The sequence below is a fragment of the Streptomyces sp. YIM S03343 genome (assembly GCF_054729195.1).
The window spans coordinates 4111582-4133726 of sequence record NZ_JBPUKX010000001.1 but is presented as its reverse complement, the minus strand read 5'-3'; the positions used below and the strand labels follow the sequence as shown (position 1 = coordinate 4133726).

Here is a 22145-nt window from a genome sequence, read left to right as displayed (position 1 = left end):
GCTTTGACCTGGGCGGCGCACAGTGCATCCTGGAGACACCGGTGGAACCTGGGGCGGACACAATGCGTTGATAGCTTTGTGCGGCCGCACTAGGACGCCGCACCACCCATCCGTCAGGAGTCCGGAACGTCATGACGCTTGCCCTCGGACCGAACTGGCTGGACCCCAACTATCTGCTCAACACCTACAGCATCTGGGGTCTGCTGCTCATCGTCTTCGCCGAGTCGGGGCTGCTCATCGGCTTCTTCCTGCCGGGTGACTCGCTGCTGTTCACCTGCGGTCTGCTGATCACCTCCGGTGATCTGGACTTCCCGCTGGCGGGTGCGATCGCGCTGATCTGCCTGGCCGCCGTCCTCGGCGACCAGGCGGGCTACATGTTCGGCAAGAAGGTCGGCCCGTCCCTGTTCAACCGGCCGGACTCCCGGCTGTTCAAGCAGGAGAACATCACCAAGGCGCACGAGTTCTTCGAGAAGTACGGCCCGAAGTCCCTGGTCCTGGCCCGCTTCGTGCCCGTCGTGCGCACCTTCACGCCGATCATCGCCGGTGTCAGCGGTATGAAGTACCGCTCGTTCCTAGTGTTCAACCTCATCGGCGGCGCCATGTGGGGCGCGGGTGTGACGCTGCTCGGCTCCTGGCTGGGCAACATCGGCGTGGTGAAGAACAACATCGAGGCGATCCTCATCCTGATCGTCCTCGTGTCGGTGGTCCCGATCGGCATCGAGTTCCTGCGGGCCCGCTCCAAGGCCCAGGCCGAGGGCCCCGAAGGCCCGGAGGGTCCTGAGGAGCCGGGGGCCGCCGGGTTCGAGCCCGAGCCGCAGTTCCAGGCCTTCCAGCGCCAGCAGCAGCCCCAGCCCCAGCAGCAGTCCCAGCCGCAGTACCAGTCGCAGTACCAGCCCGTCATGGACGACGCGACGACCCGGCTGCGCCCCGTCGCCGCCTCCGAGCCGCAGTACAGCGGCTACGACCAGCAGGGCGGCTACGGTCGGCAGGGCTACGACCAGGGCTACGACCAGGGCTATGACCAGCAGGGGTACGAGGGGTACGACGGCTACGACCAGGGTTACGGCCAGCAGGACCACGGCCGCCAGCAGCCGCAGCCCTACGCCGCCCAGCAGTACCCCCAGCAGCAGTACCCCCAGCCCCGGCAGCAGCCGCAGCAGCCGCCGCAGGGCTATCCGCAGCAGCAGCCCCAGCAGCAGCAGCCGTACGGTGCCCCGCAGGACCCGCGCCAGGGCGGCAACCAGTACCCGTACGGCCAGGGGTACTGAGCCGAGAGGGGACTGCGCCGCCCCACCGGCCCGCACGGACGGTCCCGCGCGGTACCCGGGCGGGCGGCGGGGTTCAGAACCCGCGCGTCCGCTTCGCCGCCAGGCGCCCCGCTGCCTCCGCCACCGGGACCCGCAGGAACAGCCGGGAGATCTCCGACCCCAGGTTGACGCCGATCGCGATCGCCATGGCGAGCGCCGCCGCCTTCGACAGGGAGACCAGCCCCTTGTCGACCTCGTTCTGAGCCATCGCCAGCAGCCCGAGATAGGTTGCCGACCCCGGCAGCAGCGGCCCGATCGCGGCCGTCGTGTACGGCAGCGCCGAAGCGAACCGGTAGCGCGCCAGCAGCTGGCCGAACAGCCCCACGAGCCCCGCCGCGACGGCCGTGGAGGCGACGGGGGAGAAGCCACCCGGGTAGTGCATCGCGCCGTAGACCGACCACGCGACGCCGCCGTTGAGGGTCACCGCGAGCACAGTGGAACGTTCCTGCTGGAGCAGCACGGCGAAGGTCAGCGACAGCAGCATGGACGCGCCGATCTGCCACAGCGGCCGCTCGGCCATGTTCTGGACCGCGTCCGGGTTGAGCGGAACGCCCAGCTTCACCCCGAAGTAGAGGACCACCAGCACGCCCACGACGATCCCCACGAAGAGGTACATGACCTCCAGCAGACGCGCCGACGCGGTGATGTAGAAGCCGGTCAGCCCGTCCTGCACGCCCGCCACCAGCGCGCGCCCGGGCAGCAGCGCGAACAGTCCGCCGGTGATGACCGCCGCCGCGTTCACATGCACCCCGGCCAGGGTGAGCGCGACGCCGATCGCCGCGGGTGGCATGGCGGCGATCATGAACTGGTAGAACTCCGGCAGCCCGCGCCCCGCGGACAGCCAGGCCAGCCGGTCGCCGAGCATCGCGCCGAGCACCGCCGCGACGAACACCAGGAGATCCCCGCCGACCAGCACGGCCGCCGCCCCGGCGAGCAGCCCCGCGGCGGCGGTCAGCACCCAGCTGGGGTACGGGTGCCGGTTGCGGCGTATCTCGGCGAGCCGCCGGTACGCCTCCTCCAGGGAGACCGTCGTACCGGGGTCGCTCAGATCCGCCACCAGCCGGTAGACCGCCGTGAGACGGGTGTAGTCGCTGCCGCGGCGGCGCACCGTCCGTGACGCCGTCACCGGGTGGTCGACCAGGGACGGCTGATGGGAGACGGTCAGCAGGGTGAAGGTGACGATGGGCTCGCTGCGGTCGAGGCCGTAGGAGCGGCACACCGACAGCATCGCCGCCTCCACGTCCTCGGCGCCCTCGCCGCCCGCCAGCAGCAGCTCGCCGATGCGGAGGGTCAGGTCGAGGACGCGCGGGACGGCCGGACCGCCCTCGTCCGGCTTCTGCGCGGGCTCCGGCGCGGGCCACTCCGACACCGGCATGCGCAGCATCGTGCGCATCCGGTCCTGCCAGGGCCCGTCCTTGACGAGGCTGACCACCGGGACACCGGTCGCGGGAGTGAACGCGGGTGAGGAATACCGGGAGCCGTCGGTGCCGGGCACGGTGAAACCCGAGCCCTCCTTGGTACCGGCCTGCGGCTGCGGCACGTCCAGTCCCTCGGGCAGGGCGAACCCCGAGGTGGTCTCCGTCTCGCCGCTGCCCTGCGGGAGGGTCAGCCCCGCCGGGAGGGCGAACCCGGATGTGATCTCGGGGTCGTACACGCTCCTCGCCTCGTCCGGACGAGGCCCCCGGCCCTCCGCCTCCGCCACTCCTGCAACGCTCCTTGCTCGCACTTACGTATGCCCCAGTATGCGCATGCACACAGGCGGGCGACGCAAACGGGCCGCACGCGCGTGCGGCCCGTCGGCGGAGCAGGGTCCTCACAGGGACGAGGTCCGCGGCGACCGTGTCTTCAGTGGCCGCCCTGTTCCTCAAGTCGCTTGAACGACCGCTCGATCTCGGCCTCGGCCTCGATGCGGCCCACCCAGTTGGCGCCCTCGACGGACTTGCCGGGCTCGAGGTCCTTGTAGACCTCGAAGAAGTGCTGGATCTCCAGACGGTCGAACTCCGACACGTGGTGGATGTCGCGCAGGTGCTCCACGCGCGGGTCGGTGGCCGGCACGCACAGCAGCTTGTCGTCGCCGCCGGCCTCGTCGGTCATACGGAACATGCCGATCGCGCGGCAGCGGATCAGGCAGCCCGGGAAGGTCGGCTCGTCCAGGATGACCAGCGCGTCCAGCGGGTCGCCGTCCTCACCGAGGGTGTTCTCGACGAAGCCGTAGTCGGTCGGGTAGGCGGTCGAGGTGAACAGCCGACGGTCCAGGCGCATACGACCGGTCTCGTGGTCCACCTCGTACTTGTTGCGCGAACCCTTCGGAATCTCGATCGTGACGTCGAACTCCACCGGTGGCTCCTCCATGATCAGCACATAGTTCTGGTGATTAAGTGTCCCTCACGCAGGTGTGTGATCGCGAAAGGGGCTGGTGGTCGTGCCGGAGCTGAGGCCTTGGCGTGCCGCGGGACCGCACGTGGTGCGGGCCGCGAACGCCGTACGACCACGGCTGGCACGTGCCGCGGACGCCGTACGGCCGCATGTCGCGCGCGCCGGGGCGGCCCTGAGGCCGCGGGTCGCGCGACTCGTCCAGGGCGTTCAGGGTTTTCAGGGTGTGAAACCGCAGCTCGCACGGATCACGCGGCCGGCGTCCGTGGGGACCTGGCAGTACACCGCCGGTGCCGCGGCCGCCGGTCTGGTACTGGCCACGGGTGCGGTGTTCGCCGCCGGTCCCTGGGACGCCACCGGCCAGCGTACGGCCGAGCGTGACTGGGCGGATGCCCGGTCCCGGACGGGTGGCACAGATCACGGGCGTAGTTCCGGTACGACAACCGCCGCTCCCCGGCCCGCGCCCAGCGCGGCCTCGGTCCTCACCGGCCTCCGCGGAGCCACGGCCGGCCTGAGGAGCGTGCCCGGCGAGAAGGCACTCTCGGACGTCCTCGGCCCGCTCCTCGCCGACGGCTCGCTCGGCACCGCCCGCGGCGCCGTCGTCGTCGACGTGGTCACCGGCAAGCGGCTGTACGGCGCCGGAGCGGACGACGCGCTGACCCCGGCGTCCACCACCAAGATCGCCACCGCTGTCGCCGCGCTCTCCGCGATGGGCACCGACCACCGCCTCACCACCCGCACCGCCCTCGAACCCGGCGGCAAGGAACTCGTCCTGGTCGGCGGCGGCGACCCCACCCTCACCGCCCGCAAGGACGCCGAGGGCTGGGCCAGCCTGCGCACCCTCGCCGACCGCACCGCCGCCGCCCTGAAGAAGCGCGGCATCAAGGAGATCGGCCTCTCCTACGACATCAGCCTGTACACCGGGCCCGCCCTGCATCCCATCGGCGTCAACGGCAACCTCGCCCCGGTCAGCGCCCTGACCGCCGACGAGGGCCGCACCGACGACTCCGACAGCGGGCCCGCCGCGCGCGTGGCTGACCCTGCCGCCGACGCGGCTGCCCGGTTCGCCGGGTTCCTCGCGGCGGACGGCATCAGGACCACCTCCTCGTCGGCCCCGCAGTCGGCCGAGGCCGGCGCCAAGGCCACCACCGTCGCCACCGTGACCTCCCCGCCGCTGTCCGCCCTGGTCGAGCGGATGCTCACCAACAGCGACAACGACATCGCCGAGGCCCTGGCCCGGCAGACCGCCGTCGCCACCGGCGGGCAGGCGTCCTTCAGCGGGGGCGCCGCCGCCATCAAGGCGCAGTTGCGCAAGCTCGGGCTGCCGCTCGCCGGGGCGCGGTTCAACGACGGCAGCGGGCTGAACCGTGAGGACAAACTGACGGCTGACCTGCTCACGGCCCTGCTCGTCAAGGCGGGCGACTCCGCTCACCCCGAACTGCGGCCCGTCCTCACCGGCCTGCCCGTCGCCGGCTTCACCGGCACGCTGACCGGCCGGTACACCGACGTGTCCGGGGCGGCGGGGATCGTACGCGCCAAGACGGGCACTCTGACGGGCGTCAACACGCTGGCGGGGACCGTCGTCGATCAGGACGGTCGCCTGTTGGCTTTCGCCTTCCTGGCCTCGGGTACCTCCAGCCCTACGGAGGCCATGTCCGCCCTGGACCGTACGGCTACGGCGTTGGCGGGGTGCGGGTGCCGCTGACCTCGGGTTTCGCCCCCGCCGCCCCTTCCCGTTCCCGTCCCTGGGGGCTGCGCCCCCAGACTCCCCTTGTCGGCCCTTCGGGCCTCGTCCTCAAACGCCGGACGGGCTGAAAATCAGCCTCTCCGGCGTTTGAGGAGCGGGGGTACGGGGGCGGAGCCCCCGTGACGGGACGGGAAGGGGCGGCGGGGGCGAGACTCTCCGCGTGGCCTGCCCCCAGTGGGAACGCTCACGTACCGTTGATGCATGACGAGCATCGGTGGTGTGGAGATGGTCGACTGGAATCTCGCGGTGGCGACCGCGACCCGGCTGGTGCGGCCAGGGCCCGAGGTGAGCCGCGACGAGGCCCGGGCTGTCGTGGCGGAGCTGCGCCGGCACGCCAAGGCCGCGGAGGAGCACGTCCGTGGGTTCACCCGGATGGGTGGCGAGGACATCCATGACACCCCTGTGCTGGTGGTCGACCGGCCCGGTTGGGTCCGGGCGAACGTCGCGGGGTTCAGAGAGCTCCTCAAACCGCTGCTCGACAAGATGCAGGAGCGGCGCGGCAGCTCCACCGGCGGTGCGGTGCTCGGCGCCGTCGGCGGCAAGGTGACCGGTGTCGAGCTCGGCATGCTGCTGTCGTTCCTGGCGTCCCGGGTGCTCGGCCAGTACGAGACGTTCGCCCCCGCCACCCGTGAACTGCCCGCGGGTGAGAACGGTGGCGGCCGCCTGCTGCTCGTCGCGCCGAACATCGTGCACGTGGAGCGCGAACTCGACGTCGAACCCCATGACTTCCGCCTCTGGGTGTGTCTGCACGAGGAGACCCACCGCACCCAGTTCGCGGCCGTGCCCTGGCTGCGCGACCACCTGGAGGGCGAGATCCAGTCGTTCCTGGGGGAGACCGACGTCGACCCCATGACCGTCCTGGAACGTATCAGGGAGGCCGCCCAGTCGCTTGCCGGGGGCCGCCCCGAGGGTGAGGAGGAGGACGGCGGACGCTCGTTCGTGGAGCTGGTGCAGACGCCCGTGCAGCGCGAGATCCTCGGCCGCCTCACGGCCGTGATGTCCCTGCTGGAGGGCCACGCGGACTTCGTGATGGACGGGGTCGGGCCCGAGGTGGTGCCTAGCGTCGCGGAGATCCGCGAGAAGTTCCAGCAGCGTCGCGCGCGGGGCGCCTCCCGCCTCGACCTGGCGCTGCGCAAGCTGCTGGGCCTGGACGCCAAGCTGAGGCAGTACCGGGACGGCGAGCGGTTCGTGCGCGCGGTGGTCGACCAGGTTGGCATGGAGGGCTTCAACCGCGTCTGGACCTCCCCGAACACCCTTCCCACCAAGTCGGAGATCGCCAAACCGGCGGACTGGGTCGCGAGGGTGCACCGACGGGCCGAGCCGTGACATCGGGGGAGGGGGGCGTGAAACCAGAACGGCCTACGGCAGACGAACGCCCCCTCAATCACCCGTCCGAGGGACCGTGAGCCATGCATAGGCGTGCAATGCTCGGGGAACCGCCCGTCTCTGTCACCATCTATACACTCTGAGTGACCGGTCTCGGGCTCAACCCCCGACAATTTCATGAAGGGAACCGGACAATGGGTCCCCATCCTGCGGTCGCGGCGATACGCCTGGCGGTCCGCCGCGTCCTCCACGACATCCTCGACGAACACACCACCGACACCACCGACACCACCGGCAAGACCGACAAGACCGACACGGCTGTCACCGCGGACACCGGTGACGGCACCGGCCCGGGCGGGCGCACGCCGTCGCCCCTGGTGCTCGTGGCGTGTTCCGGCGGCGCCGACTCCATGGCGCTGGCCTCCGCCCTCGCCTTCGAGGCGCCCAGGCTCGGCGTCCGCGGCGGTGGCGTCACCGTCGACCACGGTCTCCAGACCGGCTCCGACACCCGTGCCGAGGAAGTCGTCCTGCGGCTGCGCGAGTTCGGTCTCGACCCCGTGGAGTCGGTGGCCGTCACCGTCGGCCGCGCGGGCGGCCCGGAAGCCGCCGCCCGCGACGCGCGCTACGCCGCCCTGGACACCGCGGCCGACCGGTACGGCGCGTCCGCCGTCCTGCTCGGCCACACCCGTGACGACCAGGCCGAGACCGTGCTGCTCGGGCTGGCCCGCGGCTCCGGCACCCGCTCGCTCTCCGGCATGGCCGCGGTCTCGGGGGCCGGCGGCCGTTACCGGCGGCCCTTCCTCGGACTCGACCGGCAGACCGCCCGCAAGGCGTGCATGGTCCAGGCGCTGCCCGTCTGGGACGACCCGCACAACACGGACCCGGCGTACACCCGCTCCCGGCTGCGCCACGAGGGCCTGCCCGCCCTGGAGAAGGCGCTCGGCAAGGGCGTCGTCGAGGCCCTCGCCCGTACGGCCCAGCTCTCCCGCGACGACGCCGACGCCCTGGACGCCTGGGCCGGACAGGCCGACGCCGCGGTCCGTGACGCCACCGGCCTCCTGGAGTGCGCCAAGCTGTACGCACTCCCGCCCGCCGTGCGCCGCCGTGTCCTGCGGCGCGCCGCCATCGAGGCCGGCGCCCCGGCCGGTTCCCTCTCCGCCCGCCACATCGAGGAAGTCGACCGGCTGATCACCGGCTGGCGCGGCCAGGGGGGCATCAATCTCCCGGGCAAAGTCGTGGCCCAGCGGCAGGGTGGCAGACTGGTGATTCGGCGAGGCTGAATCCCGTCCCCTTCGCGGGGGAGGCCGGACGGCCGCAGCCGTCATCGAGGGACGACCGAAAGTGATGCGGGTGGACGCGAAAGACATGGGTGCCGACCTCAAGCAGGTGCTCATCACCAAGGAACAGATCGACGTGAAGCTCACCGAGCTCGCCGCGAAGATCGACGCGGAGTACGCGGGCAAGGACCTGCTGCTCGTCGGCGTGCTCAAGGGCGCGGTGATGGTCATGGCCGACCTCGCCCGGGCGCTGTCCACCCCCGTCACCATGGACTGGATGGCCGTGTCCTCCTACGGCGCGGGCACCCAGTCCTCCGGTGTGGTGCGGATCCTCAAGGACCTCGACACCGACATCAAGGGCAAGCACGTGCTGATCGTCGAGGACATCATCGACTCCGGCCTCACCCTGTCGTGGCTGCTGTCGAACCTCGGCTCCCGCGAGCCCGCCTCCCTCAACGTGTGCACCCTGCTGCGCAAGCCGGAGGCCGCGAAAGTCGCCATCGACGTGGAATGGGTCGGCTTCGACATTCCCAACGAATTCGTGATCGGCTACGGCCTGGACTACGCCGAGAAGTACCGCAATCTGCCGTTCGTCGGTACGCTCGCGCCCCACGTCTACGGCGGCTGAGCCACTCGGCCCAAGCTCCGTAAGACGATCGGGAACCCCGGCGGGTTTCGCGCCGTTGGAGCATGCAGAGACGGGAACCACAGCCGTCCCGGCCGCTTCGGGCAAAATGGCTGGGGTACCGTCAGAAGAACTGTCTTATCAAACTCACTATGGCAGGAGGGACGGGGCGACATCGCTCCGTATGGATGGACGTGAAGCGATACTTCCGTGGGCCGGTCATGTGGATCGTGCTGGCCGTCCTTGCCGTGGTCGTGTTGATGCAGGTCGTCGGCTCGTCCGGCGGCTACAAGACGGTGGACACCGGCCAGGTCGTCGCGGCGATCAACGACAACAAGGTCCAGTCGGCCAAGCTGACGACCGGTGACGAGCAGAGCATCAAGGTCACGCTGAAGGACGGCGTGAAGGTCGACGGCAGCTCGAAGATCCAGGCGAGCTACATCGGCGACCAGGGTGTGACCATCGCCGGCACCCTGCAGAACAAGTACCAGGACAAGCAGATCCCGGACGGTTACACCGTCTCCCCGACGAAGCAGAACGCATTCGTCGGAGTCCTGCTCTCCCTGCTCCCCTTCGTCCTCATCGTGGTCGTCTTCCTGTTCCTGATGAACCAGATGCAGGGCGGCGGCTCCCGGGTCATGAACTTCGGCAAGTCCAAGGCCAAGCTCATCACCAAGGACACCCCGAAGACGACCTTCGCGGACGTCGCGGGCTGCGACGAGGCGGTCGAGGAACTCCAGGAGATCAAGGAATTCCTCCAGGAGCCGGCGAAGTTCCAGGCCGTCGGCGCCAAGATCCCCAAGGGCGTGCTGCTCTACGGCCGTCCCGGCACTGGCAAGACGCTGCTCGCGCGCGCCGTCGCCGGCGAGGCCGGAGTGCCCTTCTACTCGATCTCCGGTTCCGACTTCGTCGAGATGTTCGTCGGTGTCGGCGCCTCCCGTGTCCGCGACCTGTTCGAGCAGGCCAAGGCGAACGCCCCGGCGATCGTCTTCGTCGACGAGATCGACGCGGTCGGCCGCCACCGCGGCGCCGGCCTCGGCGGCGGTCACGACGAGCGTGAGCAGACCCTCAACCAGCTGCTCGTCGAGATGGACGGCTTCGATGTGAAGGGCGGCGTGATCCTCATCGCCGCCACCAACCGGCCCGACATCCTCGACCCGGCCCTGCTGCGCCCCGGCCGCTTCGACCGGCAGATCGCGGTCGACCCGCCGGACCTCCAGGGCCGTCTGGAGATCCTCAAGGTCCACCAGAAGGGCAAGCCGGTCGCGAACGACGTCGACCTCTCGGCGGTCGCCCGCCGCACCCCCGGCTTCACCGGTGCGGACCTGAGCAACGTCCTCAACGAGGCCGCCCTGCTCACCGCCCGCAGCGACAAGAAGCTGATCGACAACAGCATGCTCGACGAGGCCATCGACCGTGTCGTGGCGGGCCCGCAGAAGCGGACCCGGATCATGTCGGACAAGGAGAAGAAGATCACCGCGTACCACGAGGGCGGACACGCCCTGGTCGCGGCGGCCTCCCCGAACTCCGACCCGGTCCACAAGATCACGATCCTGTCCCGTGGCCGTGCCCTCGGCTACACGATGGTCCTGCCCGACGAGGACAAGTACTCCACGACCCGCAACGAGATGCTGGACCAGCTGGGCTACATGCTGGGCGGCCGGGCGGCCGAGGAACTGGTCTTCCACGACCCGACCACGGGCGCGGCGAACGACATCGAGAAGGCGACGGCCACCGCCCGCGCGATGGTCACCCAGTACGGCATGACCGAGCGGCTCGGCGCCATCAAGTTCGGCGGCGACAACACGGAGCCGTTCCTGGGCCGTGAGATGGCCCACCAGCGCGACTACTCGGAAGAGGTCGCCGCCCTGGTGGACGAGGAGGTCAAGAAGCTCATCGAGAACGCGCACAACGAAGCCTGGGAGATCCTGGTGGAGAACCGCGACGTCCTCGACAACCTCGTCCTGGCCCTGCTGGAGAAGGAGACGCTCGGCAAGGAGGAGATCGCGGAGATCTTCGCCACGATCGTCAAGCGCCCGCCGCGGCCCGCCTGGACCGGCTCCTCCCGTCGTACGCCCTCGACCCGCCCGCCGGTGCTCTCCCCCAAGGAGCTGGCACTGACCAACGGGGCGAACGGCGCGACACCGGCGATCAGCACCGTCAAGTCCACCGCCGTCGAGTCCGCCCCGGTGGCGGAGCCGGCGCCGGAGGACAGGCCGGAGGGCTGACCAACCCGGCGGGGCCCCGGCAGGGTCCCACCGGCACCGGAATGGAAGCCGCGTCCCCCAGGTTCTATAGCCTGGGGGACGCGGCATTTCCGCATGCCCGCGGCTGACGACTTACCGGTGATGCCCGGTGATGCCCGGAGACGCCCGCGGCCGACACGTACAGGAACGAGGCGCCAGATGATCGACCCGGTGACGCTGGACGGCGAGGGGCCGACCGGAGAGTTCGATGAGAAGCGCGCGCAGAACGCGGTACGCGAGCTTCTCATCGCGGTCGGCGAGGACCCGGACCGTGAGGGCCTGAGGGAGACCCCGGCGCGGGTGGCGCGGGCGTACCGGGAACTCCTCGCGGGCATGCGTCAGAGTCCCGAGTCCGTCCTGACCACGACCTTCGATCTGGGGCACGACGAGATGGTCCTGGTGAAGGACATCGAGATCGTCAGCCTCTGCGAGCATCATCTGCTGCCGTTCCACGGCGTGGCGCACGTCGGCTACATCCCGGCGGAGAGCGGCAAGATCACCGGTCTGTCGAAGCTGGCCCGCCTCGTCGAGGTGTTCGCTCGGCGCCCGCAGGTGCAGGAACGGCTCACCACGCAGATCGCGGACTCCCTGATGCGGATCCTGGAGGCGCGGGGCGCGATCGTGGTGGTCGAGGCCGAGCACATGTGCATGTCGGTGCGCGGCATCCGCAAGCCGGGTGCCAAGACGACGACCTCGGCCGTGCGCGGTCAGCTGCGGGACGCCACGACCCGCGCGGAGGCGATGAGCCTCATACTGGCGCGCTGACGGGCAGCGGACAGGGGCGGGGAACACGGGTGGGGAACACCGGCTGCGGTGACGGGCAGGGGTGACACACCCCACAGTGTCGTGACGGACCGTCAGGACACCGGTTCGGCGCCCGTCGTGTCGTGGTCGTCGTCCTCCGGGAGCTTGCAGACGCGCTCCAGGAAGAGGGCCGCCGCTATCACGGCGATGCCGGCCAGCACCGAGAGGCCCGCGTAGATCGCCTGGTCGCGGCGGGCGGGCATGTCGAGCAGCTCCAGCAGGAACACACCCGTACCGCCGTACATCCCGGCGACCAGGGCCGCGACCAGTGCGCTGGCCTGCCCGAAGACCACAGCGCGCGCCGCCATCAGCGGGTCGACGCCCTTCGCGCCGGGGCGGCGTTCGCGCTGTGCCTTGAGCCGGGCGCGCAGCGAGAGCGCCGTGGCCAGCAGCACCGCCGCGATCAGGGCGAGGACGATGGGGGCGGCCAGCGGGACGCTGGGGAGGGTCCCCACCGAGTTCCACAGGCGGGCACCCGCCCAGGACAGGACGCCGGCCACGACGAACACGCCGGCCAGCAGCCTGATGCGCAGCTCTCTCACGGTGTTCCTTCAGCTCCCCCGGACGTGTGCGGTCCGACGGCGTGTCCGCCGTCCCGGCCTCTGACCTTACGACCTGCTCTCCAGGCCGTTAACGACTACTCGGGCAGCTGGAGTTCCAGGTCCTGCCGGGGTTCCACACCCGTGCGGGTGACGGTGCCGAGGAGATCGGCGACGGCGCCGCGGCCGGGCAGCTGGGCGGCGGGGTCCACGTCGAGCCAGGGGGCGAGGACGAAGGCCCGTTCGTGGGCGCGGGGGTGAGGGAGGGTGAGCTCCGGGTCGTCGGAGACGACATCGGCATAGGCGACGATGTCCACGTCCAGGGTGCGCGGGCCCCAGCGCTCCTCCCGGACCCGGTGGAACGCCTCCTCCACGGCGTGCGCCCGCTCCAGGAGGGACGACGGGGGCAGCGTGGTCTTGAGGACGACCACCGCGTTGAAGTACGTCGGCTGGCTGCCGGGCGCCACGCCCCACGGCTGGGTCTCGTAGACCGGGGACACCGCCTTGATGCGCACGCCGGGCGTGTCCTCCAGCGCGTCGACCGCGCCCTGGAGCGTCTCCAGGCGGTTGCCGAGGTTGGAGCCGAGGGCGATCACGGCGCGGCGGGGGTTGCTGAGGGTGCTGTCGGCGGCGTCGACCTTCTCGACGACGGACGCCGGCACCGGCTGTACGGTCGGGTCGCTGGACCCCTGCGTGAAGGAGGCGGTCATACTCGGCTCCGGGTGATGGTGACGGTCACGTCGTCGAAGGGGACGGTGATCGGCGCGTCCGGTTTGTGGACGCAGACCTCCACCTCCTGGACCCCTTCGTGCTTGAGACAGGTCTGGGCGATGCGTTCGGCGAGGGTCTCGATCAGATTCACGGGTTCGCCCTCGACGACGGCGACGACTTCCTCGGCCACGATGCCGTAGTGCACGGTCTTCGCCAGGTCGTCGTCGGCCGCGGCCGGGCGGGTGTCGAGGCCCAGGACGAGGTCCACGACGAAGGGCTGGCCCTCCTCGCGCTCCCTGGGGAACACACCATGGTGCCCACGGGCCTTGAGGCCGCGCAGCGCGACACGATCCACGCGCATCACTCCTGAGGTCGTCGTCGGCGGCCGGTCCGCCAGGTCCATCACACCGTCACGCCCGTCACATCTGTCACGTCCGTCACGGGGTACGGGCGGCGCACCGGTCTCGATCGAATCTACCCGCGTGCACTGACAGACCCGGGCCACCCAGGCCCGGGCCGGTGCCGGGACCGGGAGGATTCGTCGTGCGTTTCCCCCGGGATTCCCGGCGGCTCCCGGGTTGGTAGCCGCACCTACCCCGGCCCCGTGATTCCAACCACGTCCCGGTCCCAGCGGGTCCGCGCGGGTCCGTACGGCTCCCTCACGGGGCGGCCACCCGCTCAAGCGGGGGTGTCGTCGTCCTGTTCCTCGTCGGTCTCGGCCAGCACCGGGGACGCGTGGTGCGACCACAGCTTCCAGCCGGTGCGGGTGCGCTGGAAGAGGTTCGTGGCGACGACGAGCTGCCCCACGAGCGGGCCGAGCTCCCCGTCGCCCTCGGGCGCGGGGCCGCCGCTGAGGATGTTCTCCGTACAGCTCACCAGGGCGGTGTCGCCGGTGACGGAGACATGCACATCGGTGAGGATGAACTGGATGTACTCGGTGTTCGCCATGATCAGGGCGTACGACCGCAGGACCTCGCCGCGCCCGGTCAGCACCGGCCAGCCGGGGTGCACGCAGGAGATCACGCCGGCGTCGGCCGGGTCGTGGTACTCCTCGTCGACTCCGAGGTCCGAGGGGGTCAGCCAGAGCCCGGAAAGCTCCTCGAAGTCCCCGCGCTCCACGGCCTCGTAGAAGGCGGTGTTCGCGGCCTCCACCTGCTCGACATCGATGTGCGGGGCGCTCACCGTGCTCCTTCATGGGGGCCGGCGCCCGGCGTGGGCGGCTCGGTGTGCGCGCCCGGCTCCGTAGACGGGTCCTCCGGGTCCTCCGGGTCTTCGCGCGCCGCCTCGATGGCGCGCGCGACGCGCACGGCGTCCGCCGTCGCGCGGACCTCGTGCACGCGCACCGCCCACGCTCCGGCGTGCGCGGCGAGCGCGGAGACGGCGGCCGTCGCGGCGTCGCGCTCGCGCGCGGGCGGCGGCGCGCCCTTTGGCCCGGCCAGTACCCGCCCGAGGAACCGCTTGCGGGAGGCGGCCACCAGCACCGGATGGCCGAGGCGGCGCAGCCGGTCCAGGCGGGCGAGGAGGACCAGGTCGTGCTCGGCCTCCTTGGAGAAGCCGAGGCCCGGGTCGACGACGATGCGGTCGGGTGCGATGCCGCCTTCGAGAACGGCCTCCACGCGCGTGCGGAGCTCGTCGACGACCTCGGTGACGACGTCGTCGTAGACTCCGTGGACGGTGTCTCCCCGGAGGAAGCCGCGCCAGTGCATGACGACGAACGGTGCGCCCGCGGCGGCGACGACGGGGATCATGGCGGGATCGGCGAGACCGCCGCTGACGTCGTTGACGAGGGCGGCGCCCGCCGCGAGAGCCTGTTCGGCGACCGACGCGCGCATGGTGTCGACGGAGACGGTGACGCCCTCGGCGGCCAGTCCGCGTACGACCGGGACGACCCGCCGGAGCTCCTCGGCCTCGTCCACGCGGGTCGCGCCGGGCCGGGTGGACTCGCCGCCCACGTCGACCAGGTCGGCGCCCTCGGCCACCAGATCGAGGCCGTGCTTGATGGCGGCGGTCGTGTCGAACCAGTGGCCTCCGTCTGAGAAGGAGTCGGGCGTCACATTGACGACACCCATGACCGCACAGCGATCCCACTCCGGAAGACCAGTGACGCACCCGCGCCCGTGCACCGTACTCATACCTCCAGCCTAGGCCGTGCCCACCACCACCCGCGGGGCCGGCGAGCCCTGCCCGGTCCGGCCCCTTGGGACCGACCCCTGACGGAGGCGCAGCCCTGCGCCGAAACCCGCGGTCACGGCTCCGGGCGCCGGGTTCGCCCGGAGCAGCGGGCACGCGGTCGCGTCATGCCGCTCGGACGCCCTGTTCCGCGACCGTGTGGGTGCACGGGACCGACACGCGCTTGCGGCGGCGCAGGGCGCGGGGGAGGGGCAGGGCCAGGTCGACGAAGCCCTCGGCCTGCATGGCGGCGAAGCCGATGCGGGGGAGGTCGCCGGAGGCGCGGTAGACCACGAAGCGGGGTTCCCAGCGGGGCTGGAACTTCGCGTTGAACTTGTACAGCGACTCGATCTGGAACCAGCGGGACAGGAACACCAGCAGCCCGCGCCAGGCGCGCAGCACCGGGCCCGCGCCGATCTTCTCGCCGCGTGCCAGGGCGGAGCGGAACATCGCGAAGTTCAGCGACACGCGCGTGATGCCGAGTTTCGGCGCGGCCTGGAGGGCGGCGACGATCAGCAGCTCGTTCATACCGGGGTCGGCGGAGCGGTCGCGTCGCATCAGGTCCAGCGAGACGCCGTCCTTGCCCCAGGGGACGAAGTGCAGCACGGCCTTCAGATCGCCGTACTCGCCGGGCTCGTCGTCCGCCTTGTGCGCGGTGGCTATCAGGCAGTCCCCGTCGGTGGGGTCGCCGATGCGGCCCAGGGCCATGGAGAAGCCGCGCTCGGTGTCGGTGCCGCGCCAGTCCTCCGCGGCGTGCCGGATCCGCTCGAGTTCGGCCTCGCCGAGGTCACGGATGCGCCGTACGCGGGTTTCGTAGCCCGCCCGCTCGATGCGCTTGACCATCTGCCGCACGTTGCGCATCGCGCGGCCGGTGAGGGAGAAATCCGCCACGTCCACCACCGCCTCGTCGCCGAGTTCGAGGGCGTCCAGGCCGGTCTCGCGGGTCCACACCTCGCCGCCGGTCTCCGAGCAGCCCATCACGGCGGGCGTCCAGGAGTGGGCCTTGGCCTCGTCCATGAAGCGCTCGATGGCGCCGGGCCATGCTTCGACGTCCCCGATCGGGTCACCGCTGGCGAGCATCACGCCGGACACCACACGGTACGTCACGGCCGCCTTGCCGCTGGGCGAGAAGACGACGGCCTTGTCGCGGCGCAGTGCGAAGTGGCCCAGGGAGTCACGGGCGCCGTGCCTGGCCAGCAGGGTGCGCAGCCGGGACTCGTCCTCCTCGGTGAGGCGGGCGGCGGGGTGTTCGGGGCGGAAGGCCAGATAGATGGTGGTCACGGCGGTGAGCCAGCCCAGGGCGCCCAGCGAGAAGGCCACCGTCCAGGAGGTGTTGCCCTGGTAGTCGACCGGCCCCTCGAAGCCGAACAGACCGTAGACGACATGGGTCAGCCGATCGGCCAGGCTCGGGTCGCCGACCATGCGGTGCGGGTGGACGCTGACGATGACCATGCCGAGAGCGAGGGAACCGGCGCCCATGAGGACGAAGTTGGCGAGCGCGCGCCACCTGCTGCGCGGGTCGGGCAGCGCCGCGAACTCGTCCCGGTGGCGCAGCAGGGGCACGAGCAGCGCCAGCGAGATGAGTACCCCGGCGAGCGAGTGCCGGTACAGGAACTGCCCGATGGCCCCGGCGGGCAGCAGGGCCACGGCGGCCCGCCACGCCCTGCGTTTGCGCCGTTTGAGCCCGTGCGCGAGCAGGAGCAGCAGAACGCCGGTGCTCAGCGAGAGGGCCGCGGCGAACGGACCGAACGAGCCCGGCAGTACCTCGGCCATGGCGTGCATACGACTGTGACGGAAGCGCGGGAAGGTGCCCCCGGCGATGTCCAGAAGGCCGACGAGCGTCGCCGCCCTGCCGACCAGCGCGGGGACCGCGTCGGCGCGCGGGCCGCGGATCATGTGTGGCATTCGGCCTGATCGACTCGGAACCCCACCCGACAATTCCCCATCTATCCTGACAGACATCGCATCCCGTAGTTCTGCGAGAGACCTTGAATCCGGCGCCGATTCGGGCATCCGGCGACATTGCGCCCTCTAGGACGGTGTCTCGGGGGAAGAGGTTCCTTCCCCCGTGAAAAGCCGGTTCAAAGGTCAAGGAAAGCCTGGGGCAAGCCCTCGCGACGAGAAGTGGCGGCGGCCCCGGCGGAAAGCGCGGACAGGTAACCCCTCATGGGACTCACGAGCAACAATGTGCTGGTAGTCGTCGTTCTGCTCGCCGTATTGCTGTTCGCGGGAACGGTGTGGCTGTGGCCGCGGCTGGCCCGGTCGGGCTGGCGGTCCGTCAGCGGCCGGATAGGTCTGCTGCTGGCCACCCAGCTGGTGCTGTTCGCGTCGGCGGGCATCGCCGCCAACCAGACGTTCGGGTTCTACGCCAGCTGGGCCGACCTGCTCGGCCAGGAGACCGCGCAGGGCGTGGTCGTCGAACACCGCACGCACGGCGCCATGGGCGGGCCGCTGCAGGTGGTCGGCACGGCGCCGCCGCCCGGCGTCCCGGCTGCCCGGCCGAAGGTGGCCGGGCAGGTCCAGAAGGTCGCCATCGTCGGCCGTACGTCCCACATCGCCACGCCCGCCTACGTCTATCTGCCGCCGGAGTACTTCCAGCCGGCCTACCGCGGGCGCACCTTCCCCGCAGCCGTCGTCCTCACCGGCTACCCCGGCACCGCGCGGGCGCTGGTCGACAAGCTGCGCTACCCGCGCACGGCGCTGAAGCTGGCGAAGGACGGCCGTATGCAGCCGATGATCCTGGTGATGATGCGGCCGACCGTGGCGCCGCCGCGCGACACCGAGTGCGTGGACGTTCCGGGCGGACCGCAGACCGAGTCGTTCTTCGCGAAGGATCTGCCCGAGGCTGTCTGGGCCCACTACCGGGTGGGCCGCACGCCCGGCAGCTGGGGCGTCATCGGCGACTCCACGGGCGGCTACTGCGCGCTGAAACTCGCCATGCACCACCCGGACTCCTACGCGGCGGCCGTCGGGCTCTCGCCGTACTACAAGGCGCCGCTCGACCCGACCACCGGCGACCTCTTCGGCGGTGACAAGAGGCTGCGCGACCGGGCCGACCTGTGGTGGTGCCTCAAGCACCTGCCGGCGCCCGACACCTCGCTGCTCGTCACCAGCAGCAAGGCCGGGGAGACGAACTACCGGGCCACACTGAAGTTCGTGGACCAGGTGAGGGCCAAGGGGCTGACCGGGATCGCGTCGATCATCCTCGACAGCGGCGGGCACAACTTCAACACCTGGCGCCGGGAGATCCCGGCGGCGCTCCAGTGGGTGAGCGGCAAGCTGAGCGCCCGCTGAAACGTTCCGGGCGAACACCGGTGGAACGGCACCGGCGGCCGGTGTGACGCGGGGGATTGCTGACGCCCGGTGAAAGCCTCGTTATAGCTTTGTTTTTACGGGGTGGGGCGCGAGGATTCCCCTACGCGCGGTAAGTTTCTGGCCATGCCACCTGGACGTCACCGCCACTCCCCGCCTCTGCACAGGCTGCTGCCTCCCTCGGCGATCGCAGGCGTCTCTCTCATCTGCGCTTTCGGGCCCTGGGTCTTCTCGGAGCCGGCTGTGCTCCGGGTCTTCGCGTCCGTCGCCGCGGCGACCGCGATCGTCGGTGCGGCCGTCATGCGCCGGTGGGACTCGCAGGCCGGGAAACAGGTGGCCGACATCTCCCGCGCGCGCGTGAGTGACGAGTGGCGCCACGAGGAGAAGGCGGCCGAGCTGGAGACCGACCTCGACGAGTCCCGCGAGGTGCGCACCAAGCTGGAGCAGCGGCTGCGTGCCAAGCGCGCCGAGCTCGCGGCCCTGCGCAACGAGCACGCCGCGCTGCTGCGCCGGTACGCCACGGCGGAGACCGAGCGCGCGACGGCGCTGGAGGGCCGGCGGCTGCTGGAGATCGAGGCGGCCGCGCCGTCGCCCGAGGCGGACGACGACGAGGACGGGGCGCCCGTGGAGCGGGCCGGGGCGGAGCCGGAGGCCCCGGAGGCGGAGGCCCCGGAGGCGGAGGCCCCGGAGGCGGAGCAGGACGAGGAACAGGACAAGGAGCGGGCCGAGGAGATCACCACGATCGCGGTGTTCTCGCCGGAGGGCTCCAAGCTGTTTCTGAGGGCGAAGGTGGCGCTGTCCAAACTCGCGGACGACGGCGACGGCGACGGCGACGACGGCGACGACGGCAGCAGGGCGGAGCGGGCCGAGGCGGCGGACGAGACCCCGGAGGCGCAGACCGTGCCCTCCGCCTCGGACGAGGCGCCGTCGGCGGAGGAGCCGCACGGCACGGACTCCGCACAGCAGCCCGCCACCGGGCCGGACGCCGAACAGACCACCGAGGAACCGGCGTCGGAAGCCGCCCAGGATGCCGAGCCCGAGGCCCCGGCTGAGCCCGAGGCCGAGGCCGGTTCCGATGCCGAGGCGGGACGGACGGTGGCCGACGAGCACGAGCACGAGCACGAGCGCGCCGGCGCGGCGTCTACGGCCCCTACGGCGGCTACGCCCGCCACGGCTGACACCCCGGCCAAGCCCGCCCACCCGGTCCAGCAGCCCTCGGGTCACTTCACCGTGCCGACCGCGGTGGCCGTCGTACCGGGCGCGCCCGCCCGGCGCCACTTCGTCGAGGGGGGCTTCGACTTCTTCGGCACGCAGAAGGGGGCCGCGGCGCCGACGCCCGCCATGGAGTCCGCGCAGAACGAGCACCGGGCGGGTGTCGAGGGCCAGGAGGCCCTCGCCGTCCACAAGCCGGAGTCCGAGGCGGCGTACAAGCCCGCCCAGGAGGGCACCCGTGCCGTCGGCCAGGTCATCGACCTCACGGCCCACGACGAGACGGAGCACATCGACCTGAAGGGCCTCAGGACCGCGGCGTCCTGAACGGCCGCACGTCGAGGACGGTGCCCGGCAGCCCCAGGGGCGGCCGGGCACCGTCGCGTTGCGGGCCGGTCGCCAGGGAGTGCGTTGGCTGGGGAAGTGTGTCGGCCAGGTTCCGGGTGAGTGCGGTGGCTTTTCCGTGTCTTGTGGGTGGGGCGTGGTGGTGTTGACGGCGGGTCAGGTCATCCAGCGGTCGGGGTGGGCGGTTCGGCGGCCGGTGCGGGAGTGTTCGGCCTGGCTCCGGAGGAGGGCTGCGGCCTCCTCCGCGTCCCGTAGCCGGGCCGTTACGGTCTTGTCGGCGCCCGTGTCCACATGGACGTCCGCGAGGCGCCACAGGCGCTTCCAGGGGCCCTGGGTCAGCCGGACGCTCTGGACCTTCGCGTGCGGCACCAGGGCGAGCCTGTGCCGCAGCAGGCCCCGGCGGGTGGCGAACACCGTGTCGGTGACCGCGACGCCGTACCCCCGCCACCACAGCGGTGCGCACCACGCCGCCCGGCTCCGCGGCCGGGACAGCACCGGCGGGACCCGTACTCCGGGCAGTATGCGCGCGACGATCGCCTCGGCCCTCTCCCGCGGCGCGACCGGTATCAGGACCGAGTTGGACGAGCCCGCCACATCGAGTTCGACGCGCACCCACCCGTACCGACGCCACAGCAGCGGCTGCACGATCCGTACCGTCTGGATCCGCCCCGGCGGCACCGTCTCGTGGGTGCGGTCGAGGAGCCCGTGGTCGATCCGCAGCCCGTCGGGCGACTCGCCGACCGTCCAGTCGTACTCCGCGACGTACCGTCCCGCACTGGCCGCGCCCGCCGCGCCGAGCAGCGGGACGCCCGCCGCGAGGACCGTCCACAGGCTGTGGGTGGCCGACCACAGCACCGCCGGTACGACGGCGGCGCCGACCAGCGCCGCGAAGGGCGCGCCGGTCAGCAGCAGCGACACCGCGAGCACCCCGGGCGGCACGCTCAGCAGGCGGGTCACCGGTGCCTCGCCGACCTCGTGCGCGGTCTCGGGCGCGAAACCGGCCGCCCGCGCCAGCAGTTCGGCCCGCAGCGCGCGTGCCTCACCCTCACCCAGGAAGGCGAGCTCGTCCTTCTTGTCGATGCCGACGACGTCGATCCGGAGCTTGGCGACGCCCGCCACGCGCGCGAGGAGGGGCCGTTCGACATCGATGGCCTGGATACGTTCCAGCCGCAGATGCGCGGTGCGGCGGAACACCAGCCCGGTGCGGATGCGCAGTTCCGTGTCCGTCACCGCGTAGTGCGTGAACCACCAGCTCAGAAAGCCGTAGAGGGCGGCGGCCGGGACGAGCACCGCGAGGACGACCAGGAGCACCGTCAGGGTCATCCGGGCGAACTGCCGCTGCGCCTGGGCGGGGTCGTGCAGGGCCCACCCGATGACCGCGGCGACCGGCGCCCACGCGCGCCGGAACGGGGTCACGGGATGCAGTCGCTGCTCGGCCGGCGCACGCGGCACGGGCGGTACGGCGGCCTCGCCGGGTATGCCCTCCTCGGCTTCCGGGGCCTGAGGGCTGTCCGGCGCCGTCACAGGCCGGCCGATCGGGCCTCGCCCAGCTCCGTGAGCCGGTCGCGCAGGCGTTCCGCCTCGGCCGGGTCGAGCCCCGGGATCAGCGCGTCGGTCGCGGCGGCCGCGGTGTGCAACTGGACGGAGGCCAGGCCGAAGTACCGCTCCACGGGACCCGAGGTGACCTCCACGAGCTGCATGCGCCCGTACGGCACCACGGTCTCCTCCCGCCACAGCACGCCCCGGCTGATCAGCAGGTCGTCGGCGCGCTCGGCGTAGCGCCAACTGCGCCAGTTGCGGCCGACCAGCACCCAGCCCCAGGCCGCCAGGGCGAGCGGCAGCAGCGCGAACGCCGCCCAGCCGGGTCCGGCGGTCAGCCAGAGCAGCGGCCCCAGGGCGAGGGCCGGCAGGACCGTCCACACCACCAGCAGCAGACGCCGCATCCGCAGCAGCCCCGGCGGCAGCCCGGTCCACACCGGCCCCTCGGCGGTCGTTCCCGGCCCCCCGGTCGTTCCCGGCCCCTCGGCCGTCGTTCCGGGCCCGTCGGCTGTCCCTCTCGGCCCGCCGGCTGTCCCTTCCGGGCCGTCCGGCGCCGCTTCGGGACCGTCCGCCGCGCTGCTGGTTTTCATGAGGTCAGCGTACGTAGGAGAGACTG

The 22145-nt window shown here is 71.6% G+C and carries 19 protein-coding genes; 9 read left to right on the top strand and 10 right to left on the bottom strand.

Annotation, left to right across the window (positions count from 1 at the left end; all coding sequences use genetic code 11):
- Positions 1-131 precede the first annotated feature (131 nt).
- Complete coding sequence (locus ACSYGN_RS17705) at positions 132-1268, top strand: VTT domain-containing protein (protein WP_460396715.1); 1137 nt, start codon at positions 132-134, stop codon at positions 1266-1268.
- Between the two features lie 73 nt (positions 1269-1341).
- Here ACSYGN_RS17705 and ACSYGN_RS17700 read toward each other — a convergent pair whose 3' ends face one another.
- Entirely contained in the window at positions 1342-3009 is a 1668-nt protein-coding gene (locus tag ACSYGN_RS17700) for a threonine/serine exporter family protein (protein ID WP_460396713.1), read from the bottom strand.
- A 143-nt stretch (positions 3010-3152) separates the two neighbouring features.
- Complete coding sequence (locus ACSYGN_RS17695) at positions 3153-3644, bottom strand: inorganic diphosphatase (RefSeq protein WP_460396711.1); 492 nt, start codon at positions 3642-3644, stop codon at positions 3153-3155.
- 79 nt (positions 3645-3723) lie between these two features.
- On the opposite strand from ACSYGN_RS17695, the gene dacB reads away from it, so the two are divergent.
- The 6 genes from dacB (at position 3724) to folE (ending at position 11666) form a co-directional block, all read left to right on the top strand.
- Positions 3724-5385 carry a D-alanyl-D-alanine carboxypeptidase/D-alanyl-D-alanine endopeptidase gene (gene dacB, locus ACSYGN_RS17690; protein ID WP_460396709.1) on the top strand — a complete coding sequence of 554 codons (1662 nt, stop codon included), beginning with the start codon at positions 3724-3726 and terminating at the stop codon, positions 5383-5385.
- A 243-nt stretch (positions 5386-5628) separates the two neighbouring features.
- Positions 5629-6753 carry a zinc-dependent metalloprotease gene (locus tag ACSYGN_RS17685; protein ID WP_460396707.1) on the top strand — a complete coding sequence of 375 codons (1125 nt, stop codon included), beginning with the start codon at positions 5629-5631 and terminating at the stop codon, positions 6751-6753.
- Positions 6754-6947: 194 nt separating this feature from the next.
- Positions 6948-8033 carry a tRNA lysidine(34) synthetase TilS gene (tilS, locus tag ACSYGN_RS17680; protein ID WP_460396705.1) on the top strand — a complete coding sequence of 362 codons (1086 nt, stop codon included), beginning with the start codon at positions 6948-6950 and terminating at the stop codon, positions 8031-8033.
- A 64-nt stretch (positions 8034-8097) separates the two neighbouring features.
- The gene (gene hpt, locus ACSYGN_RS17675; protein ID WP_460396703.1) at positions 8098-8658 is read left to right on the top strand and encodes a hypoxanthine phosphoribosyltransferase; all 561 of its coding nucleotides are present in this window, start codon (positions 8098-8100) and stop codon (positions 8656-8658) included.
- Between the two features lie 185 nt (positions 8659-8843).
- Entirely contained in the window at positions 8844-10883 is a 2040-nt protein-coding gene (ftsH, locus tag ACSYGN_RS17670; protein ID WP_460396701.1) for an ATP-dependent zinc metalloprotease FtsH, read from the top strand.
- 177 nt (positions 10884-11060) lie between these two features.
- Positions 11061-11666: a GTP cyclohydrolase I FolE gene (folE, locus tag ACSYGN_RS17665; protein ID WP_460396699.1), complete on the top strand. Its 606-nt coding sequence runs from the start codon at positions 11061-11063 to the stop codon at positions 11664-11666.
- 92 nt (positions 11667-11758) lie between these two features.
- On the opposite strand, the gene ACSYGN_RS17660 is transcribed toward folE, so the two are convergent.
- The 6 genes from ACSYGN_RS17660 to ACSYGN_RS17635 all read right to left on the bottom strand — a co-directional run bounded on the left by ACSYGN_RS17660 (position 11759) and on the right by ACSYGN_RS17635 (position 17029).
- Positions 11759-12247, bottom strand: coding sequence for a DUF3180 domain-containing protein (locus ACSYGN_RS17660; RefSeq protein ID WP_460396697.1), 489 nt, complete (start codon positions 12245-12247; stop codon positions 11759-11761).
- 95 nt (positions 12248-12342) lie between these two features.
- The gene (folK, locus tag ACSYGN_RS17655; protein ID WP_460396695.1) at positions 12343-12954 is read right to left on the bottom strand and encodes a 2-amino-4-hydroxy-6-hydroxymethyldihydropteridine diphosphokinase; all 612 of its coding nucleotides are present in this window, start codon (positions 12952-12954) and stop codon (positions 12343-12345) included.
- A complete protein-coding gene (gene folB / locus ACSYGN_RS17650) occupies positions 12951-13310 on the bottom strand; it encodes a dihydroneopterin aldolase (RefSeq protein ID WP_460396693.1) in 360 nt (119 codons plus the stop codon). Before folB ends, folK begins: the two co-directional genes overlap by 4 nt.
- A gap of 323 nt (positions 13311-13633) precedes the next feature.
- Positions 13634-14137, bottom strand: a complete 504-nt coding sequence (locus ACSYGN_RS17645; RefSeq protein WP_460396691.1) for a nuclear transport factor 2 family protein — start codon at positions 14135-14137, stop codon at positions 13634-13636.
- Positions 14134-15087, bottom strand: coding sequence for a dihydropteroate synthase (folP, locus tag ACSYGN_RS17640; protein WP_460396689.1), 954 nt, complete (start codon positions 15085-15087; stop codon positions 14134-14136). Before folP ends, ACSYGN_RS17645 begins: the two co-directional genes overlap by 4 nt.
- 163 nt (positions 15088-15250) lie before the next feature.
- Positions 15251-17029: a phosphatidylglycerol lysyltransferase domain-containing protein gene (locus ACSYGN_RS17635; RefSeq protein ID WP_460396687.1), complete on the bottom strand. Its 1779-nt coding sequence runs from the start codon at positions 17027-17029 to the stop codon at positions 15251-15253.
- Between the two features lie 261 nt (positions 17030-17290).
- Here ACSYGN_RS17635 and ACSYGN_RS17630 point away from each other — a divergent pair, with 261 nt between their 5' ends.
- Together ACSYGN_RS17630 and ACSYGN_RS17625 are read left to right on the top strand one after the other, a co-directional pair.
- Entirely contained in the window at positions 17291-18418 is a 1128-nt protein-coding gene (locus ACSYGN_RS17630; RefSeq protein WP_460396685.1) for an alpha/beta hydrolase, read from the top strand.
- Positions 18419-18562: 144 nt separating this feature from the next.
- Positions 18563-19972: a hypothetical protein gene (locus tag ACSYGN_RS17625; RefSeq protein ID WP_460396683.1), complete on the top strand. Its 1410-nt coding sequence runs from the start codon at positions 18563-18565 to the stop codon at positions 19970-19972.
- Positions 19973-20146: 174 nt separating this feature from the next.
- Here ACSYGN_RS17625 and ACSYGN_RS17620 read toward each other — a convergent pair whose 3' ends face one another.
- The gene (locus ACSYGN_RS17620) at positions 20147-21469 is read right to left on the bottom strand and encodes a PH domain-containing protein (protein ID WP_460403535.1); all 1323 of its coding nucleotides are present in this window, start codon (positions 21467-21469) and stop codon (positions 20147-20149) included.
- A gap of 41 nt (positions 21470-21510) precedes the next feature.
- A complete protein-coding gene (locus ACSYGN_RS17615) occupies positions 21511-22119 on the bottom strand; it encodes a PH domain-containing protein (RefSeq protein WP_460396681.1) in 609 nt (202 codons plus the stop codon).
- Between the last annotated feature and the right edge of the window lie 26 nt (positions 22120-22145).

Bases quoted from the DNA above. Each gene is read 5' to 3' on its own strand.
- ACSYGN_RS17705 (WP_460396715.1), top strand. From the start codon at position 132: ATGACGCTTGCCCTCGGACCGAACTGGCTGGACCCCAACTATCTGCTC.
- ACSYGN_RS17685 (WP_460396707.1), top strand. From the start codon at position 5,629: ATGACGAGCATCGGTGGTGTGGAGATGGTCGACTGGAATCTCGCGGTG.
- tilS (WP_460396705.1), top strand. From the start codon at position 6,948: ATGGGTCCCCATCCTGCGGTCGCGGCGATACGCCTGGCGGTCCGCCGC.
- hpt (WP_460396703.1), top strand. From the start codon at position 8,098: ATGCGGGTGGACGCGAAAGACATGGGTGCCGACCTCAAGCAGGTGCTC.
- ftsH (WP_460396701.1), top strand. From the start codon at position 8,844: ATGGACGTGAAGCGATACTTCCGTGGGCCGGTCATGTGGATCGTGCTG.
- folE (WP_460396699.1), top strand. From the start codon at position 11,061: ATGATCGACCCGGTGACGCTGGACGGCGAGGGGCCGACCGGAGAGTTC.
- folK (WP_460396695.1), bottom strand. From the start codon at position 12,954: ATGACCGCCTCCTTCACGCAGGGGTCCAGCGACCCGACCGTACAGCCG.
- folP (WP_460396689.1), bottom strand. From the start codon at position 15,087: ATGAGTACGGTGCACGGGCGCGGGTGCGTCACTGGTCTTCCGGAGTGG.
- ACSYGN_RS17635 (WP_460396687.1), bottom strand. From the start codon at position 17,029: ATGCCACACATGATCCGCGGCCCGCGCGCCGACGCGGTCCCCGCGCTG.
- ACSYGN_RS17630 (WP_460396685.1), top strand. From the start codon at position 17,291: ATGGGACTCACGAGCAACAATGTGCTGGTAGTCGTCGTTCTGCTCGCC.
- ACSYGN_RS17625 (WP_460396683.1), top strand. From the start codon at position 18,563: ATGCCACCTGGACGTCACCGCCACTCCCCGCCTCTGCACAGGCTGCTG.
- ACSYGN_RS17615 (WP_460396681.1), bottom strand. From the start codon at position 22,119: ATGAAAACCAGCAGCGCGGCGGACGGTCCCGAAGCGGCGCCGGACGGC.